Raw genomic sequence first — 16,827 nt, forward strand, 5'->3', positions numbered from 1 at the left:
ACGTGGGTTTTTTATATTTGAAGAAAATGATGTAATTTTAAGTATGTATTAAGTACTTTTAAGTTAATATTCTCATGGAAAGTAATATATGTGTTATTATTTTCATAAGATATATAAGGCATCTTTAAAAAATAAATAGGTCAGAATATACTTTCCATCTTTGACTTATTATTTATTTTCAGATGCCTAAAATAATTAGGGGGAAAGTGTAAATGGGAGAACTGTTAGAAATTTTTACTGACAACTTAGGATGGATAATTCTTGCATTAGTGATTATTTGGCTTATTTGTATTACCTGGAAGAAGGCAGCCCAAGATAAAGCTATTGTAGTTACAGGACTTAAGAGAAGGGTTATAAGTGGTAAGGGAGGATTTGTTGTTCCATTCTTCGAACAAACCAATAGATTATCACTTGAAAACATGAAGGTTGAAGTAAAGACTCATGAATCCTTAGATAGTAATGGAGTACCAATAGATACTGATGGAGTAGCTATAATAAAGGTTAAGTCAGATCCTGCAAGTGTATTATTAGCTATGGAGCAATTTAATACTGGAAAAGAAAGAGAAACTATTGAAGTAATGAAGGGAACTGTACAGGATGTACTGGAAGGTAAACTAAGAGAAATAGTTTCAAAAATGAGTATTGAAGAGATATACAAAGACAGAGAAATGTTTGCAAATGAAGTTGAAAATGTTGCAAAGTCAGACCTTGAAAGGATGGGTCTTGAAATTAAGACCTTTACAATTAGAGACATAGACGACACTAAGGGATATCTTCAAGCACTTGGTGCTAAACAAATAGCGGAGGTTAAGAAAAATGCAGCAATAGCTGAGGCAGAAGCAAAGAGAGAAGAGATGCAAAAAACCGCAGAAGCAAAGAGACTTGGAATGGAAGCACAAATATTTGCAGAAGCTGAAATTGCTAGAGCTAATAAAGAAAAGGAATTAAAAGTTCAATCCTTTAAAGAAGAAGAGAAAAAGGCACAAGCTAAGGCAGACTTTGCTTATGAAGTTGAAAAGAATATAGTTCATAAGAAAGTTGTAGAAACCTTAAAGGATGCAGAATTATTTGAAGAACAAAGACAAACTGATATAGCAGAGCAACAAGTACGTAAAAAAGAGAAAGAACTTGAATCTACAGTTAAAAAAGTAGCAGAAGCTGATAAATATAGAGCTGAGCAAGCAGCAGAAGCTGAGAGATTTATGATGATTAAGAGAGCTGAAGCAGAGGCTGAAACAATAAAAATTAAAGGTATGGCAGAAGCAGATGCCATAAGATTAGTAGGAGAGGCTAATGCAGATGCAATGAAGGCTGAGGCAGAGGCTATGAAGAAGAAGGCTGAAGCTTATAAGGAATATGGAGAAGCAGCTATTATTCAAATGTTAACAGATAAGCTTCCAGAGGTAGCAAAGAATATAGCAGAGCCATTATCTAAAACTGAGAAGATGGTTATTATTGACAATGGAGGTCAAGGTGGAGCAGCTAAGGTATCAAAGAACATAGCTAATATCATGGCTGAAGTCCCAGAAGTTATCAATTCATTAACTGGTATAGACCTTGTAGAGCTGGTAAAGGGAATAACCTTAAACAAGAAAAATGAAGATTTAGAAGATGATGAAGAAAAAACTATCATAGAACCTGAAACTATAGAATCAGAAGTAGAAGAGAGTTCTGTAATAGAATAAATATTTATACAGTAAACAGACTCTAGGCTATTAAATTAATGGCCTAGAGTTTTTATTTTTCAATTTATCATTTTAAGCAAATGCAGAGTTTAATAAAAAGTTTAGAAGGTTCCATATAAATATGAAATTTATACCAAAAACCCTAGTTATGTTGACAAGGGGGGTGTACATTGCTAGAATTAAAAATAGATATTGGTAAAAGTATGGAGAAAAGGTGCCATTAGGGGGGAAAACCATGAATAAAAAATTAAGATTCATAGCAGCGGTAGTTGTAAGCTGTAGTTTAATGTCATCAACAGTGTTAGCGGATGACTTATCAGATGCAAAAAGTAAATCTAAAGAAATTGAAACGCAAATTGAAAGTAATAAGGCTAAAGTATCTGAGTTAGAAGAAAACAGAGATAACATATTAAGTGAAATTTCAGAGTTAGACAACAATATGGACAAGTTATATAGTGAGGTAAATAATTTACAAGCTCAAATTTCACAGTCAACTAATAAAATAGAAGAGCTAGAAGAAAGATCTAGTGAACTTAAAAAAGAGTTAGAAGCCAATAAAAAGGTCATGGATAAAAGACTAAGAGTTTTATATAAAAACAATGGTACAAGCTACATAGAAATTCTACTTAGTGCCGAAGGTTTTTCAGATTTTTTTGAGAAGATAGATATAATTAATACCTTAATTTCTTTTGACAATGAAGAAATTAATAAATTTAAGGCAAATCAAGAAGAATTAGATAAAAATATAGAGGCTTCCTCTGAAGAAAAGAAAACTTTAGAAAATGCAAAAGCTATAGTGGATGCAAATTTGGAAGAATTAAATGCTAAAAAAGATGAGAAGACAAAACTTATGGCAAAGGCAGAAAATGAATTAGGAACAGCAGAAAAGCTTCTAGCTCAAAATGAAGCAGAATCTGAAGAAATTTTAGCCAGTATAACAGCTATGGAAAAAGCTGCTAGCAGACCTTCTCGTGGAGGTTCAAGTTCTCAGTCAAATACTAAACCTTCAAATAGTGGATCATCTTCAAGTCAAGTATCTACTAATGGGATGTATTCAATAACAGGAACTAGATATGCTATAACATCTCCATTTGGATATAGAACTAGTCCAGTAGGTAGAGGGCAAGAATTTCATAAAGGAATAGATATAGGTGCTCCATATGGTGCTCCAGTGTATTCTCTTAAGGCTGGAACTGTAACTTATGCAGGATGGATGGAAGGATATGGTAATGTTGTTGTGGTAAGTCATGGAGACATTAGTACATTATACGCTCATAATTCATCTTTATCAGTAAGTGTTGGACAAACAGTAGCAGGAGGACAACAGCTATCAAACGTTGGTTCTACTGGATGGTCAACAGGCCCGCATATACATTTTGAAGTTATTAAAAATGGAACTAATATAGATCCTGCACCTTATTATTTTTAATACAAATTTTTAAAATATAATAAGTTTAACATATATGTAGATAAAAACATCTAAGCATTGGCAAGCCACTAATGCTTAGGTGTTTTTATTTTGAATTTAATTTAGTGTTGACATAGTGTATATAAACGATATATACTGTTAGTATAAAGAAGCAATTTAGCTTAATTTTTTTAGAAGCACTGTACATACTGAGTATTAACGGAATTAAACAGTAGTTATAGTAAACTTAATTTTAAATTGAAATTTATAAGAATTAATGGAGGTGTTACTTTGTCCAATAAGATAATAGAAATAAAAAATTTGACTAAAGAATACGAAGATTTTAAGTTGGATAATATTTCATTTAGTTTAGATAGAGGATATATTATGGGCTTTATAGGTGAAAATGGAGCAGGTAAAACAACTACTATAAAACTAATCATGAATTTACTAAAAAGAGATGAAGGCGAAATTGAAATTTTTGGTAAAGATAATATTGACAATGAAAGAGAGATAAAGGAGCGTATAGGATTTGTTTATGATGAATGTTTTTATTATGAAAATCTCTCTATCAAAGATAATGAAAAAATAATCTCTGGTTTTTATAAAAGGTGGAATACTAAGGTCTTTGAAAATTATTTAAGAAAGTTTAACTTAAATAAAAAGCAAAAGGTAAAGGAATTATCCAAAGGAATGAAAATGAAATTTGCCATTGCGTTAGCATTAAGTCATAATGCAGAATTTTTAATACTAGATGAACCAGCTTCAGGGCTAGATCCAGTTATGAGACGTGATATTTTAGATGTATTTCAAGAGGTTATACAAGACGAAAATGTAGGAATTTTAATTTCCAGCCATATAATTTCTGATTTAGAGAAGATATCAGATTATATAACTTATATTCAAAAGGGGAAGATAGTTTTCTCTAAAGCCACTAGTGAATTAATGGAGGAATATAAAATAATTAAAGGGGATAAGGCTCTATTAAGTAAACTTGATGAAAAAGTTATATATGGACTAAGAGAAACACCATATGGTTTTGAAGGAATAATTAAAGATAAACACATTGAAAAGAGTATAAGGCAGAAAATTGTTAGTGAGAAGCCATCTTTAGAGGAAATTATGGTAGCTATGAATAAGGGGGTAAGAAAATAAATGTGGAAAATGGCCATGAGAGATTTAAGGGGAATATTTAATCTATACAGCAACAAAAGTGGATTAATTATGATAGTAGTAGTTATATTGTTTGGAGTTGGGAATAAAGGAGCTGGCTTATTTAATTATTTTTTACTAATGGGTGGGGTAATTAGTATAGCCTTTACTGAAATGGAAGCTAGAGATAAGATTCATATTAGTATACTTAGTAGTCCTTGTAAAAGAAGTGATTATGTATTAGGTAAGTTTCTGTTTTCTATTATGTGGATAATCATAGTAACAGTAATAGGAGTACTATTAAATAATCTAATTTATATGATATATCCAGCAGAGTATTTAAAATTGCCTCCATCTGTAATTAAAGGGACTGTTAGTTATATTCTTATATTTGTAGCTCTTTATTATTGTGTATATTTTTCATTAGGAATAAAGTTTGCAAAGATATTTTACTTTGTTATCTTCTTTGTTATAATGGCAGGAACTTTAACAATAGGTGAGTATCTTAAAGGAGAAGCATTACCTGGGTGGTTATCTAGCATAGAAAGACTTTTAGTGATATTTCAAAGTAATACTTTAGGAAGTAACATTATATTAGTTGCACTGGTATTTGGTATTTTAGCTTTAATTGCTACTATATCAGTGGTTATTTATGAAAAGAAAGATTTTTAGGAGGAGAATTTATGGGAGCTCTTTTAAAAAAGGATTTTATAACTAGTCGATATATCTATACTATTTCTCTTTTAGTTGTAGGAATAGCATTATGTTTTGCTTCTATGTATAGCTTTGAAGCTACACTTTTGATTTATTTATTGGGAACCTTCATAGTACCATTAATAGCAAATAAATTTACAGCCACAGATGAAATGAGAAGAAACTATGATGTAATTATTAATAGCTTTCCGGTAAGAAGAGTTGATGTAGTGATAAGTAAATTTATTTATTATTTCATAATTTACGTTTTATGTTCATCTATACTTATGTCAATAGTATTGTTAGTTGGAAACTTTAATCAAGAAAATTTATATATAATTTATATTATCCAATCTTTATCCTTTATATATTACTGTTTAATAATTGGGGTTACGAATTTTATATACTATAGATATGATTATAGTGTTGCTGCAAAATACTCCGCAATCATTATTATTGCAGTTATAAATGTGCCTATAATTATTTTGAAGCTTATTGATAAGATACGCCCTAATATTTTCAAAGGAATTAGCAAGTATTTATTAGTAAGTACAATTCCTAGAGTGTATTTAGCTATAGGTATTATTCTAATAGGAATTATAATATATTTTTTCTTTATAGTATTGTCTATAATTGGATATAGAAAGAGAGATTTATAGGTAGATAAAAATTTTCAGAATACATTTAAACTTGGAGGAATTTCAATGAATATAATAATAAACAACTCTTCGGGAGAACCCATATATTCTCAGATAGAAAAACAAATAAAGGACGATATTTTAACAAATAAGTTAGAGCCTAATGAGCCATTGCCATCTATACGAGGACTTGCTAAAGATCTGAGAATTAGTGTAATTACAACTAAGAGAGCTTATGATGAGCTAGAACGAGAAGGGTTTATATACACAGTTCCAGGGAAGGGATCCTTTGTAAATGTTCAAGATAAGGAACTTTTAAAAGAATCTATCATGAGAAATATGGAAGACTATCTAATTAAGGCAATAGAGGAAGGTTCTAAAGCTGGAATATCAGTAGAAGAAATCATAGAAAGTTTAAGAGTACTTGCTGAAGAATATAACCTATAGTAGGAGGAATATGATGGATAATATATTGCATGTGGATAATTTATGTAAAAAATATAAAAACTTTAAGTTAAATAATGTTTCTTTACAGTTGCCTAAGGGATTTATTATGGGGTTAATTGGGGAAAATGGGGCAGGTAAAACTACGTTAATAAAACTTATAATGAATTTAGTAAAGAAGGACAGTGGAGATATAAAGATATTTGATAAAGATAACGTTAAATTTGAAAGGGAAATAAAAGATAGAATAGGTTTTGTATATGATGAAGTTTGCTACTACGACCATATGTCTTTAAAAGAAAATGGCAACATGGTTTCTATGTTATATAGTAAGTGGGATAAGGATAAATTTAATTATTATTTAAATAAGTTTCAGCTTAATAAGGATAAAAAACTAAAAGAATTGTCTAAGGGTATGAGAATGAAATTTTCATTATGTATAGCTCTTAGCCATGGAGCAGAGTTTATAATAATGGATGAACCTACTGTGGGATTAGACCCAGTGGTTAGAGCCGAAGTTTTAGAAGAACTTCAAAGTCTAATGGAAAATGAAAATATGGGGGTATTAATATCTACTCATATAACTTCAGACCTTGAAAGAATAGCAGATTATATTACCTTTATAAAGGATGGAAGTATTGTATTCTCAAAACCAAAGGATGAAATAATGGAATCCTACAAAATTGTTAAAGGGGATTGTAATATACTTACAAAGGAAGTTGAGAAACACTTTGAAGGCATAAGTAAAAATAGATTTGGTTTCGAAGGGTTGACATCACAAGTTGATAAAGTAAGAGAAATTTTAGGAGATAATATTGTAGTAGATAGGGCTACCATAGAGGATATAATGATTTTAAAAAAGTAAATTGAATATATGTAGGTTAAATATGTTATTTACCATGGTTTATGTATAATAAATTAATTAGTTATACATAGACCATGGTATTTTTGTTATATCAAATATAATTAGGTAGAATTGAAATAATAAAATAATTTCAAGAAAAATGCATGTTAAAATTATATAGACATTCTTCGTAGTACGAAGTAAAATATTTATTGAGGTGTTGTAGAAATATTAATAGCATAAAATTTTATAGTGGTGGGGATTGATATTATGGAGAAAAGAATAGACTTAACAGAAGGGTCTATAAGTGGAAAGCTAGTTCAATTAGCTCTTCCTATTATGGCAACTTCATTTATCCAAATGGCATACAATCTAACAGACATGCTTTGGGTTGGAAGAATAGGAAGTACAGCAGTAGCAGCAGTAGGAACAGCAGGTTTTTTTAGTAACTTAGCTGCAGCTCTTACCATGATAGCTAAGGTAGGTGCAGAGGTAAAAGTATCCCAAAGCTTGGGACGTAAAGATGAAAAAGCTACAAGAAATTATATTGTTAGTGCCCTACAAATTAATATAGTATTATCTTTAATCATGGGAATAATAATACTATTATTTAGAAGTAAGTTTTTAGCCTTTTTTCAGTTAGAAAATGTGAAAGTTATATCTATGGCAGAAACTTATCTAGCTACAATAGCTATGGGGATGGTTATAACAAATTTAATACCAGTACTAACAGCAATATTTAATGGAGCAGGTAACAGTAAGACACCATTTATTATTAACACTGTTGGTTTAGTAGTTAATATAGTATTTGACCCAATTTTAATTTATGGTGTGGGACCTATTCCAAAGATGGGAGTCTTAGGAGCGGCCTTAGCAACAATAGGTTCACAAAGTATAGTTGTAACTTGTTTCTTAGTATCTATTTTAAAGAGTAAAGAAAAATATTTGAAATTTACTCTATTAAAAAAACCTGATGTTAGAGCTATAAAAACTATATGTAAACTTGGAATACCTTCTGGAGTTCAAAGCGGATTATTTACTACTTTTTCTATTTTAATAGCAAGGGTAATAGCTGGATCTGGTGAAGTTGCTATAGCAGTACAAAAAGTAGGAGTTCAAATTGAAGCAATAACTTGGATGACTGCAGGTGGATTTTCAACAGCCCTTAGTTCTTTTGTAGGACAAAATTATGGAGCTAAAAAACATGATAGAATTAAGGAAGGCTATAAAGCTACTATTTTAATAGCAGGAGTAGTTGGAATTTTAGCCACTCTAGTATTAATAATAGGAGGAAAAGGAATTTTTTCAGTATTCATAAAAGAAAAAGAAGCTATAAGGTTAGGTACAGATTATTTAAGAATCCTTGGATATTCTCAATTGTTTATGTGTATTGAAATTACAACAGTAGGAATGTTCAATGGTTTAGGACGAACATATATACCTGCAGCTGTAAGCATTATACTGACAGGACTTAGAGTTCCAGCATCTATGATATTATCATCACCAAACCTTTTAGGCATAGATGGAGTTTGGTGGAGCATTAGTATGAGTAGTGTACTTAAAGGAATAACTATTGTGATGATTCTATATTACATGACTAAAAAGAAGAATTTATTACTAGATAATACATCAGAAGAAAATATATCTGTAGAAGTGATTTAATACAAAGTAGAAGGCTGTGTCAAAATGAAATTTAGATTATTTTGACATAGCCACTTTTATTATTTTATCATTTGGAGCTTTTCTATGATTACACTATAAGAGCCATCTGGAGATGTAACTTCTACTTTTTCACCTAAATTTCTTTTGTATAACGCTTTTCCTAAAGGACACTCTATGCTAATTTTATTGTTAAGAGGATCTGCTTCAACGGTGGTTACCATGGTGAAATCTTCTTCCTCATCATCATCTAGAAATCTTAGGGTTACAATTTTTCCAATACCAACCTGATTTTCTGATGTGTCATCATTTATTATTTTTGCCGTTTTAATCATTTTTTCTAGATATCCCATACGTCTATTATTGTCAGCTCTGTTCTTTTTAGCTGCTTTATACTCAAAATTTTCACTTAAGTCTCCATGAGCTCTAGCTTCTTTTAATTCTTCATTTATCTGAAATCTAACCACATTTTTTCTATGTTCAAGTTCATCTTTTAGAATTTGAAGTGATTTTTCAGTGAGATAGTTATACATAATTTAAAACCTACCTTCTAAACTAAATTATATTTATATAACACTATTATACAGCTAAAGATATTAATACAATATACTCTTTTAAATAATATGACTTAGTTAAGGGCTCTGTTGAAAATTACAGTGATAGAACATATAAAATCTAAGAATAAATTAAGAAAAGGACTTATTTAAAATTACTTTAAAATAAGTCCTACTCGATAAATAAATTATTAATTTGAAAATAATATGTGTTAACTAATATAGTAATTCATTAACGGAACTGAGTTTGAATAAGTCGAACTAGCGGGCTTTCTGGATATAAAATATTGGAAAGTTCATTATAAAGAATAGTAATTCTAAATAATCCACTAGAGGCTGGTGTAAATTCATCAACTTGATAATATAATACTAAACCTTCAGGAGTTAAATAGAATTTTTGAGTATCTGTAACTCCGGTATATGGTGTAGTGAAATTTATATTCATTTCATTAGCTTTTTGTGTAGCTATATCACTAACAATTTCAGTATAGTTCATGCTATTATTAAATAAATTACCAAAGTCATAAACCTCTCCAGTATTAACATCCATAGTTAAAGAAGTAAATAAAGTACTGCCAGCTGGATTATCTTCAGTTTCTGTGTATAAAGACATTACTATACTTAATAGACCATCAGAATTTAGAGGAACTTCATAAGCACTTTCTACTTTTGTAAAGTTCACCTTTTCAGGAACTAAAACTTCATTAAGCCATAAAGAATTCAATGAATCAATAATTTCTTGATTCACTATACTAGTAGTATCTCCATTTTCAGCATTTTGAATAAATGGATATTCAAGTTTGAATTGTGAAGGTGATAATACTTGAGTTTCTAAGGTAGGAGTAAGATTATCTTCTGGTGGGGTATAACGTCTACCAAAGCATTCAAAGTAATCTATTCTGTTTAAGCTTATACCAAAGTAAACCCATCTCCAACCAGTCCATCTAAATCCATAGGCAGTTCGTCTATCTACATTAATAAGCCACGCCCAAAAAGAATTTCCATTACGAAGCCATATATATACAAATTGGAATCTACAAGGTCTTATAGATCCAGGGGATACAGCTTTAGTCTGTGGTCCTGAAGAAAATGATTTCTTAGGCGTCATATTTGGAGGAGGTCCTGGAGGTCCTCCTGATTGTGGACCTGAAGGTGAACCAGGTTGTGATACTGGAGGTCTTGGTGGTTGATTCCATGGTGGTGCTGATGGGCCAGGACCTCCTGGGAAAAATGGAGGTACTATCCTTTCATCAAAACACTCATTACAACTTTCTTCGTCATCTAAGTATCTATTAGTATAATAATTTTGTGAGTTTATATCATAGGGTTTCCTAATGAACATAACATGCTCCTTAATAGTATTACAATATCATAATATACAATTTAAATTGGAATGTGATTTTAAAAAAAGTTTTTTTATAAATACATAAAAAAAATTTTTCATGACATACTATTATCATACCAATAAAATCATTATTTGTTTTGTAGTAAGTTTTCATGCCTGTGAATGTTTAAGTGAATTTCATAGAAACGAGAATTTGAAGGAGGAATAGCTTATGAAGAATGTTTATCAATCTACACATATAGCTACTAGCCCCAAAACAAAGCAGCAACTAAGGAAATTTAAAGAGGAATTTTCTGAAGAGTTATCATGGGATAAAGAACGGGGTAAGTACCGGAAATAATATCATGATAGTGTAATGATTTTATTGTTATAATAAATGGTGAAAGCCTTTCTGCACAGTAGCAGAAGGGCTTTCTTTTATAAGAGTTATTGACATAAAAGTTTTTATAAGTAATTATATAAATATAATTGTATAAGTAATGGATGGAAAGGATGATTAGTAATGGTTAATATAGGAAACTCTTGGGATGAAAAGCTAAAAGGAGAATTTGATAAGCCTTATTACATAAAATTAAGACAATTTTTGATTAGTGAATATAAAACTGGAAATGTATTCCCAGATATGAATAATATTTTTAATGCCCTTAAATTTACATCTTACGAGGATGTTAAGGTGGTAATATTAGGGCAAGATCCATATCATGGAGCTGGTCAGGCACATGGATTATCTTTTTCAGTTCAACCTGGAGTTAGAATTCCACCATCTCTTTTAAATATGTATAAGGAATTAAAAAGTGATTTAGAGTGCTATATTCCTAATAATGGTTACTTAGTTCCTTGGGCAAAACAAGGAGTATTACTTTTGAATGCTGTACTTACAGTAAGAGAAGGTGAGGCCAATTCACACAAAAATAAGGGCTGGGAATGTTTTACTGATAGAATAATAACATTATTAAATGAAAGAGAGAAGCCTATAGTATTTTTATTATGGGGAAATAATGCAAAGGAAAAGATGAAGTTTATTACAAATCCTAATCACTATATTTTAACTTCAGTACATCCTAGTCCTTTATCTGCAACTAGAGGGTTTATGGGATGTAAGCATTTCTCAAAGACTAATGATATATTAAAATCTTTGGAACAAAAAGAAATTGATTGGCAAATACCTAATATTAATTCATAGCATATTTGAAATTCAAATAGAAAAAATATAACTATTTAATATTATAATTATTAAAGTTTATTTATTAGCAAATAGTTATAATGAAGATGAATTAAATATGAAAGAGGGTATATGTAATGATTGAAAAAATTAGTGTGAAAAAGGTTAGAGAAGTTGCAGAAGAACATTTCAGAAAAGGTGAGTTTTATTGTTCAGAAGCAATAGTTGCATCTATTAAAAGTAACTTTGAAGTAGACATGCCAGATGAAATGATTGCCATGGCTTCTGGATTTCCAGTAGGTATTGGAAAATCAAAATGTACATGTGGAGCTGTTACAGGAGCTGTTTTATGTCTTGGATACTTTTTTGGAAGAACTAAAGGAAGTAATCCTCAAGATCCTAAGAGTGTTAAAGCTTTACAGTTAGCCTATGAATTACAAGATAGTTTTAGACAAAAGCATAAATGTTTATGTTGCAGTGTTCAAACTAAAGGTATGGATATGGCATCTGGTGAGCATAAAGCACAATGCATAAGATTTACTGGAGAAATGGCAGAAAAGGCTGCAGAAATTATTGTAAGAGAATTAAATATTGAAAATATTGATGAATAGTTGAGGAAAATGAATATGAATTATATAAAAAAAATACCATTGCCAATGGCAGCTGTAATGCTAGCCTTAGCTTCATTAGGAAATTTATTATCATCATACAATATAGTATTTAAAAATATCCTTGGAGTGATATCTGCAATAATATTAATACTTCTTACAATAAAGATTATAACTTGCTGGAAAGCTGTAAAAGAAGAAATAAAAAATCCCGTTATTGCAGCAGTTATACCTACCTACTCCATGGGGGTTATGATTTTATCTGCATATTTAAAGGAAATATCTTTCTCATCTGGATTTATTCTATGGTGGGTGGGGGTACTAATACATATAGGCCTAATAATATTTTATACTAAAAACTTTATATTAAAATTTGATATTAAGAAGATGTTTCCAAGTACATTTATTGTTTATGTGGGAATAGGTGTAGGTGGAATAACTGCACCAGCATTTAAATTAGCTCAACTAGGACAAGCTTTTTTCTGGATTGCCTTTATTTCACTTATTATATTAATTCCTGTTTTAGGTTATAGAACCCTTATAGTAAAGGGAATACCAGAACCAGCCTTTCCAACCACAGTAATATTTGCAGCGCCAGCTGCACTTACACTTGCTGCATATTTAAATTCTTTTTCAGAAAAGAATATTAATATGGTCATGTTTTTAGCAGTATTGGTAATGGTATTATATATATGTGGAATAGTGTATCTTGTACAGGGGTTAAGACTTAAATTTTATCCCAGTTATGCTGCATTTACATTCCCTATGGTAATAAGTGCAATTGCAATGAAGGGTACTAATGGATTTTTGATGAAAGCTGGAAAAGAAATTTCTTGGCTGAAATATGTAGTTAAATTTCAAGAGGTAATTGCAACTGTTATAGTATTATATGTGCTTATAAGATTTTTAATGTTTATACTAAAAAAGGATACAGTTAAAGTAAATACTACAATATCAAGATAATTTAAATATTAATTTTAAATAAACTCTGTGGAGAAGATTTCTTCATAGAGTTTTGTTCTTTATTAATGAAAATTAATGGTGTATTTTATAAAGAATTTTATATAGAAAGTAGAAAATATATTATGTATAAAAATTGATTTAATACAATATTGTTCATAATAAACATTAAACATACAACTTATATATAAATATCGATAAAATTCTTTTTAAAATATTAAAAATTATTTAAAAATAGGTTGATTTTTGTAATCGATTAAATTAAACTAGATAATTGAGTGGAAATTTAATGTCTAAGGTTTCTAGAAGTAAATTAACTACTTTTAAAAGAAATCAATTATAGGGGGAAAAAAATGGCTAAAAAAGATGGAATACAAACTGATGCTTCACTAAAGAGAGATCTTGGACTAGCTGCAGCTACAGCTATCGTAGTTGGGAATGTAATAGGTTCAGGAATTTTTATGTCACCTGCAAGTTTCGCAAGAGTAACAAACCCAAAAGTAGCTATACTAGCATGGGTTTTAACTTCAATAGGATCATTACTTATTGCTTTAAGCTTTGCTAATTTAGGATCAAAAATGCCTAAAACTGGAGGTCCTATTGTTTATACAAGAGCTGCCTTCGGTGATTTTGCAGGTTTTCTAATTGCATGGTCCTTTTGGATAGGTGCATGGGTAGGAAATGCTGCTATAATTACAGCATTTATGAGTTATTTTACATACTTTGTTCCAGCTGCAAACAATCCACTAGCAGCATTCTTGATATCTTCTGCAGTGGTATGGATATTTACATTAATAAATATATATGGTGTAAAATATGTTGGAAAAATAGGAGTTATATCAACAGTATTAAAAATTGCAGTACTTGTAGTATTTATAGTAATTGCTGCACTAAATTTCGATCCAAGCTATATGAAGACTGTATCTAGTCCAGAAGTGAGCGGAATGGGAACATTACCATCAGCTATAGCTATAGCACTATGGGCTTTTGTAGGATTAGAAAGTGCTACAGTAGCAGGTGGAGAGATAAAAAATCCAGAGAAAAATATTAAAAAAAGTACTATATTTGGAATAGTAATAGTATCTGTTATATATATCGTAATGAGTGTTGTTTCTATGGGTGCTATGGATCAAGCAGCTCTTGCAAATTCAGATGCACCACTAGCAGATATTATAAATAAAGCTACAGGAGCTTCATGGGGGGGAACTTTCATAGCAGCTGGTGCACTAATTTCTACTTTAGGAGCAACTTCTGGATGGTTATTAACAACAGCTAGAAGTGCTGTTGGAGCAGCTGAAGATGGGTTATTCCCAGCAATATTTAAACGTATAAATCCTAAATTTAATACTCCTGTGGCATCTCTTGTTATAGGAAGTATATGCATGAATTTACTTTTAATAATGAACTATGTAGGGTCTCTTAGAAGTGCCTTTGACTTTATGATATTACTAGCTACATTATCTTTCTTACCAGCATACACATTCTCAGCAGCTGCTGAAATAGTATTACTATGTAAGAAATCAAAAGATTTTAGCTTTATAAACTTCTTAAAGAGTTCATTCTTCTCATTACTTGCATTTGCTTATTCTATATATGCTATATATGGAACAGGAGCTGATGTAGTAATGTATGGATTTATATTAATGCTTGTAGGAATACCAATATATGTTTACATGATGCTTCAGAAAAATAAAGAAGATAAGAACATAGATAAAATAAGAGAAGCTGCAGGCTTAGAGAAATAGTATAGATTTTACTAATTTACTAAGTATGCAAAATAATAACAGTCTGATTTAAAATAATTTAAATCAGACTGTTTTCTTAAATTTCTAATATAATCTTAACTACTTTAACTATTATATTTTAAGAATAGATTGATGTCTTCTTCTATCATTTTTAAAGAAGTTATCCAAAAGTCTTTAGCAGAGATATCAATATTCATTATTTTAGCTATATCGCTTAAAGAATTTTTCCCTGTTGCTGAAAGAAGGGTTTTATATTGTTCTGGGAAGGAATCGCCCCTCTTTAAGTATTCTGCATAAAGACCTTTTGCAAATAATTGACCAAAGGCATAAGGGAAGTTATAGAAATTATTTTCAGCATAATAGTAATGAGTTTTACAAGCCCACATGTATGGATGAAGGAAGTTAGAATCAAGGCCATCACCATAAGCTTCTTTTTGGGCATTAATCATTATTTCATTTAAATCTTTTACACTAAGAGATCTTTCTTTTCTTATTTTAAATAATTCACTCTCAAATAGAAACCTACTATAAATATCAACTATAACTTGAGTACAGTCACTAATTTCAGTTTCTAAGATAGAGAAAGCCTCATCTTTAGTAGCAGTTTTAATAGCTGCTTTTTTTACTATAGTCTCACAGAAGTTAGAAGCTGTTTCTGCTATTGGCATAGGATAATGTGCATTTAATATACTTTCATTGTTAAGGCAATATCCATGATACCCATGACCAAGCTCATGGGAAAGGGTAACTACATCACTAAAGGCATTACCATAGTTTAATAACACCCTACTCTCACCTACATGAGGAAGTCTAGAGCAAAATGCACCTCCTACCTTTCCTTCTTTAGGTAAAACATCTATCCATGATTTTTCCATGGCATTTTTAGCGAAATCTGCTAAGTCATCACTAAAGGTTCTAAAATTATCAATTACACACTTACATCCATCTTCATAGGTGTAAGTCATATCAGCATTACCCATAGGTGCAAATAAATCATAAAATGGTAGACCATTTTTATGGCCTAAAAGTTCGCCTTTTCTTTTGAGATACTTTCTAAATATAGGTAGATATTCTTTAATAGCATCTAGCATAGAGTCTAAAATTTTTCTATCCATCCTTGAATTAAAAAGAGTTTTATCTAGTGGAGAAGGAAAACCTCTCATATCACAAAGTGTTATAACTTCACCCTTTATTCCATTAATTGCAGCAGCCATACCATCATGAATTTTTTCATAAGCCTTAATTTCAGCATCATAAGCTTTTCTTCTAATAGTAGAGTCAGCATCATAAGCCATGTTTCTAATCATAGATAAAGGTAGTTGTTTATTTTCTCCATATAGTTCTATATCAACCATAAGACCAGAGGTTAGCACGTTTTTAAGTTTGCACCAAGCGTCTGATCCAGTATTTTTCATTTTTGCTATTATAGCTTCTTCTTTATCACTTAGCATATATTTTGCATTTTTTGCTTTTTCTTTAAGAAAAAAATTATGTTCACTAAGCAATCTAGAACCCTGAATTATTTTATCTAAATCTTTAAGATTACCAATCCATTTTGTAATTTTAGCTTCGCTTTCAGCAAGATTACTAATTTTAGAAGAAAGAATATCATCATATTTTAAAGCAGTTGAATTTTTGGTATCTACACTAAGAGTTAAGTGAACCATACTACCTAATTTTCTTGCTAGAGTTTTTAATTCTATATTCATAGATATGAAATTTTCTAACAACTTATCAGGTGAATCTGTACTATCAATAATGTTATTAGTAGTAGTTATGAAATTTTCTATAAGTTCATCTAGCTTATTCAAATCCTCTTTAAATTCATTGCATTCAAAGGAAGAATAAAGCTCTTTAAGACTCCAATTAAGTTCCAAATTTATCATCTCCTTGTATATTTTAATTATATTATAACATAAAAATACAATAT

Annotated in this window: 16 protein-coding genes; 13 read left to right on the forward strand and 3 right to left on the reverse strand. The window is 30.2% G+C overall.

What is annotated here, in order from left to right:
• The first annotated feature begins 212 nt into the window (after window positions 1–212).
• From IO99_RS08310 to IO99_RS08345, 8 genes are all read left to right on the forward strand, one after another.
• Window positions 213–1,685, forward strand: a complete 1,473-nt coding sequence (locus IO99_RS08310) for a flotillin family protein (RefSeq protein WP_051824008.1) — start codon at window positions 213–215, stop codon at window positions 1,683–1,685.
• 235 nt (window positions 1,686–1,920) lie between these two features.
• Complete coding sequence (locus tag IO99_RS08315) at window positions 1,921–3,114, forward strand: murein hydrolase activator EnvC family protein (protein WP_035132334.1); 1,194 nt, start codon at window positions 1,921–1,923, stop codon at window positions 3,112–3,114.
• A 270-nt stretch (window positions 3,115–3,384) separates the two neighbouring features.
• The gene (locus IO99_RS08320) at window positions 3,385–4,248 is read left to right on the forward strand and encodes an ABC transporter ATP-binding protein (protein WP_035132336.1); all 864 of its coding nucleotides are present in this window, start codon (window positions 3,385–3,387) and stop codon (window positions 4,246–4,248) included.
• Window positions 4,249–4,917, forward strand: a complete 669-nt coding sequence (locus tag IO99_RS08325) for an ABC-2 transporter permease (RefSeq protein ID WP_035132338.1) — start codon at window positions 4,249–4,251, stop codon at window positions 4,915–4,917.
• 11 nt (window positions 4,918–4,928) lie between these two features.
• Window positions 4,929–5,597 carry an ABC-2 transporter permease gene (locus tag IO99_RS08330; protein ID WP_035132340.1) on the forward strand — a complete coding sequence of 223 codons (669 nt, stop codon included), beginning with the start codon at window positions 4,929–4,931 and terminating at the stop codon, window positions 5,595–5,597.
• 45 nt (window positions 5,598–5,642) lie between these two features.
• On the forward strand, window positions 5,643–6,023 hold the full coding sequence (locus IO99_RS08335; protein WP_035132342.1) for a GntR family transcriptional regulator: 381 nt from the start codon (window positions 5,643–5,645) through the stop codon (window positions 6,021–6,023).
• Window positions 6,024–6,036: 13 nt separating this feature from the next.
• A complete protein-coding gene (locus IO99_RS08340; protein ID WP_035132343.1) occupies window positions 6,037–6,885 on the forward strand; it encodes an ABC transporter ATP-binding protein in 849 nt (282 codons plus the stop codon).
• Window positions 6,886–7,134: 249 nt separating this feature from the next.
• The gene (locus IO99_RS08345) at window positions 7,135–8,526 is read left to right on the forward strand and encodes an MATE family efflux transporter (RefSeq protein WP_051824009.1); all 1,392 of its coding nucleotides are present in this window, start codon (window positions 7,135–7,137) and stop codon (window positions 8,524–8,526) included.
• Window positions 8,527–8,585: 59 nt separating this feature from the next.
• On the opposite strand, the gene greA is transcribed toward IO99_RS08345, so the two are convergent.
• The gene (greA, locus tag IO99_RS08350; protein WP_035132345.1) at window positions 8,586–9,056 is read right to left on the reverse strand and encodes a transcription elongation factor GreA; all 471 of its coding nucleotides are present in this window, start codon (window positions 9,054–9,056) and stop codon (window positions 8,586–8,588) included.
• Between the two features lie 253 nt (window positions 9,057–9,309).
• Complete coding sequence (locus IO99_RS18380; protein WP_051824010.1) at window positions 9,310–10,419, reverse strand: DUF3298 and DUF4163 domain-containing protein; 1,110 nt, start codon at window positions 10,417–10,419, stop codon at window positions 9,310–9,312.
• Between the two features lie 214 nt (window positions 10,420–10,633).
• On the opposite strand from IO99_RS18380, the gene IO99_RS19640 reads away from it, so the two are divergent.
• The 5 genes from IO99_RS19640 (at window position 10,634) to IO99_RS08380 (ending at window position 14,897) form a co-directional block, all read left to right on the forward strand.
• Window positions 10,634–10,762, forward strand: coding sequence for a hypothetical protein (locus IO99_RS19640; RefSeq protein WP_278245237.1), 129 nt, complete (start codon window positions 10,634–10,636; stop codon window positions 10,760–10,762).
• A 162-nt stretch (window positions 10,763–10,924) separates the two neighbouring features.
• Window positions 10,925–11,605, forward strand: a complete 681-nt coding sequence (locus IO99_RS08365; RefSeq protein ID WP_035132347.1) for a uracil-DNA glycosylase — start codon at window positions 10,925–10,927, stop codon at window positions 11,603–11,605.
• A gap of 116 nt (window positions 11,606–11,721) precedes the next feature.
• Window positions 11,722–12,195: a C-GCAxxG-C-C family (seleno)protein gene (locus IO99_RS08370; RefSeq protein ID WP_035132349.1), complete on the forward strand. Its 474-nt coding sequence runs from the start codon at window positions 11,722–11,724 to the stop codon at window positions 12,193–12,195.
• Between the two features lie 15 nt (window positions 12,196–12,210).
• Window positions 12,211–13,155, forward strand: a complete 945-nt coding sequence (locus tag IO99_RS08375; protein ID WP_341349084.1) for a TDT family transporter — start codon at window positions 12,211–12,213, stop codon at window positions 13,153–13,155.
• Between the two features lie 350 nt (window positions 13,156–13,505).
• On the forward strand, window positions 13,506–14,897 hold the full coding sequence (locus IO99_RS08380) for an amino acid permease (RefSeq protein ID WP_035132353.1): 1,392 nt from the start codon (window positions 13,506–13,508) through the stop codon (window positions 14,895–14,897).
• Window positions 14,898–15,001: 104 nt separating this feature from the next.
• On the opposite strand, the gene IO99_RS08385 is transcribed toward IO99_RS08380, so the two are convergent.
• On the reverse strand, window positions 15,002–16,774 hold the full coding sequence (locus tag IO99_RS08385) for a M3 family oligoendopeptidase (protein WP_035132355.1): 1,773 nt from the start codon (window positions 16,772–16,774) through the stop codon (window positions 15,002–15,004).
• Between the last annotated feature and the right edge of the window lie 53 nt (window positions 16,775–16,827).

The sequence above is a fragment of the Clostridium sulfidigenes genome (genome assembly GCF_000732635.1).
In the GTDB taxonomy this organism is placed as follows: Bacteria; Bacillota; Clostridia; order Clostridiales; family Clostridiaceae; genus Clostridium_J; species Clostridium_J sulfidigenes.